Raw genomic sequence first — 2,307 nt, 5'->3', positions numbered from 1 at the left:
GATATTAAAGGAAAAAGCACCCGATTGGGTGCCTTTTTATAGCGGGGGCAGGACTCGAACCTGCGACCTCCGGGTTATGAGCCCGACGATCTATCTGTCGTGCACATAAACTTATGATCCCCGGGTGTTGATGCTGTAAAATAGAAAATCGTCTATTGAGTTCAACTTCTAATGATCTAACTGTCCACGTAACTCTTCTAAAGTATTTACTGGAAATTTGCAAGCGAAGCCTTCGCATACATAAGCTGTTGGAAGATCGTTTTTGAGTGTTCTGTTATTTAATAAAGCCGGCGCTTCTTCGGGGATAGGATGTGGTGTTGCTGCTATGACTGTATTTGGTCGATATTTTAACCGTGTTTCTTCAATAAGTGCCTGTGTTCCATCGCTATCAAGGTCTCCAATAATAGCAATCTGCTTGATTTGCTGAAATGCAAAATCTGTGCCTGATAACCATTGGGCAAAGGAGCTTGGATACATGGTTACGAATTCGCTCACTAGCCCTAGCGATTCTTCTGCTCGTTGGCGATAATCAGCATTCCCCGTGAAAGCATCCAGCTTGAGCAAGGCTTCAACTGCTAGAGCATTCCCTGACGGAATAGCGTTATCCTGCAATTCTTTCGGACGGATGGGTAAATCACTCTTTTTTGCTGCTTCGTTCGTGGTGTCGAAAAAACCACCTTCCGGGTCGCTGAACTTCCCGATCATCTCATCTGCGAGTTCTTGTGCTGCCACAAACCAACGATTATCGAAATCCGTTTGGTAAAGCTCAAGCAAGCCGAGGATCAAGGCGGCGTAGTCGGCAAGGAAAACTTCGCTGCCAACTCTACCTTTGCGCCATGCGCGGCGCAGTTCTCCGTCTGGGCGCAGGGCTGTGAGCAGGAAGTTTGCATTCTTCTGCGCGATGTCCAGGTAGTGTCCATTATCGAGTACGCGGGCGGCCTCAGCATAGGCGATCAACATCAAGCCATTCCATTCGGTCAGGACTTTGTCGTCTGTGCCGGGGCGGATGCGTTTGTCTCGTACGACCAATAATTCTTGATGGCATTGTGCTAATTTTATGGGAATCTCTTCTGGTGCAAGCGCGAAGCGGGCGGCAAGGGTTTTATCATCCAGTGTGCGTTGCAATACGATTTTCCCTTCCCAATTTCCTTGTGGGGTGATCCCATACGCTGCTTCAAATAGCGTATAGTCATCTTTCAGGACGCTTACAAGCTCTTCTTTTGTCCAAACGTAAAATTTGCCTTCAACACCTTCGGAGTCGGCATCAAGTGATGAATAAAATCCGCCTTGTTCATCGCGCATTTCACGCGAAAAAAAGGAAAGTGTTTCTTCGCAGATCTGGCGGTAATGGGGTTTGCCTGTGATCTGCCAAGCGTGCAGGTAGGCGCGGGCGAGCAGGGCATTATCGTAAGCCATCTTTTCAAAATGCGGGAGAAACCATTTGGCATCAGTGCTGTAGCGAGCAAAGCCGCCGCCGACCACATCGTAGATGCCGCCGCGTGCCATGGCGTCGAGGGCGTGCAGGGCGGGGGATTTTTCCGCATGGGCTTCAGTATCACGTAGCAGGAAATCGATGGTCATTGCCTGTGGGAATTTAGGCGCAGCCCCCCAGCCACCGTCTTGCCAGTCATAGACCTCCGTCAGTCGTTCCCGGGCAGTTTGGACCTGTTCGGGCGCGATACTTTTTTGATTACTAGTCATTCCTGCTTCGGTCTGGATCTGGCGTGTAAGCTGGTCGCCAACGCTGTCGATTTGGGCACGGTCATCGTGCCAAGACGCAGCAACTCCATTTAGCACCTGCTGGAAGGAAGGCATCTGGTAGCGCGGCTCGGGCGGGAAGTAAGTGCCACCATAGAAGGGTTTTAGATCGGGTGTCAGAAAAACGGACATGGGCCAGCCGCCTTGCTGGGTCAAGGCGACCACGGCCTTCATGTAAATGCTGTCAATATCTGGACGCTCTTCTCGATCTACTTTGATGTTGATGAAATATTTGTTCATGATCGCGGCAGTCTCTTCATCTTCGAAGGACTCGTGCGCCATCACATGGCACCAGTGGCAAGCAGCATAGCCGATTGAGAGAAAGATGGGTTTATCTTCGGCTTTGGCTTTGGAGATGGATTCATCGTTCCATTCATGCCAGTGGACCGGGTTCTCGGCATGTTGAAGAAGGTAGGGAGAAGCGGATTTTGAGAGGAGATTCATATTTTAATACCTGTGATTTATGGACATTATTTGTCTAATTATAAAGCAATCTGTTGGGAATTTTTACCAAATCCTTAGAGCGATCTTCAATGATGTAAGTTCTAG

General features: G+C 49.2%; 1 protein-coding gene and 1 tRNA gene. Both read right to left on the bottom strand.

Annotated elements, in window-relative coordinates:
* Positions 1-42: 42 nt before the first annotated feature.
* A tRNA-Met gene (locus AC3DOM_RS09535) sits at positions 43-122 on the bottom strand.
* Between the two features lie 46 nt (positions 123-168).
* On the bottom strand, positions 169-2,202 hold the full coding sequence (locus tag AC3DOM_RS09530) for a thioredoxin domain-containing protein (protein ID WP_487918811.1): 2,034 nt from the start codon (positions 2,200-2,202) through the stop codon (positions 169-171).
* Positions 2,203-2,307 lie beyond the last annotated feature (105 nt).

Source organism: Candidatus Desulfolinea nitratireducens, assembly GCF_982879505.1.
Note: the sequence above shows the minus strand (reverse complement) of the source record. Positions and strands in the feature narration are given on the sequence as shown.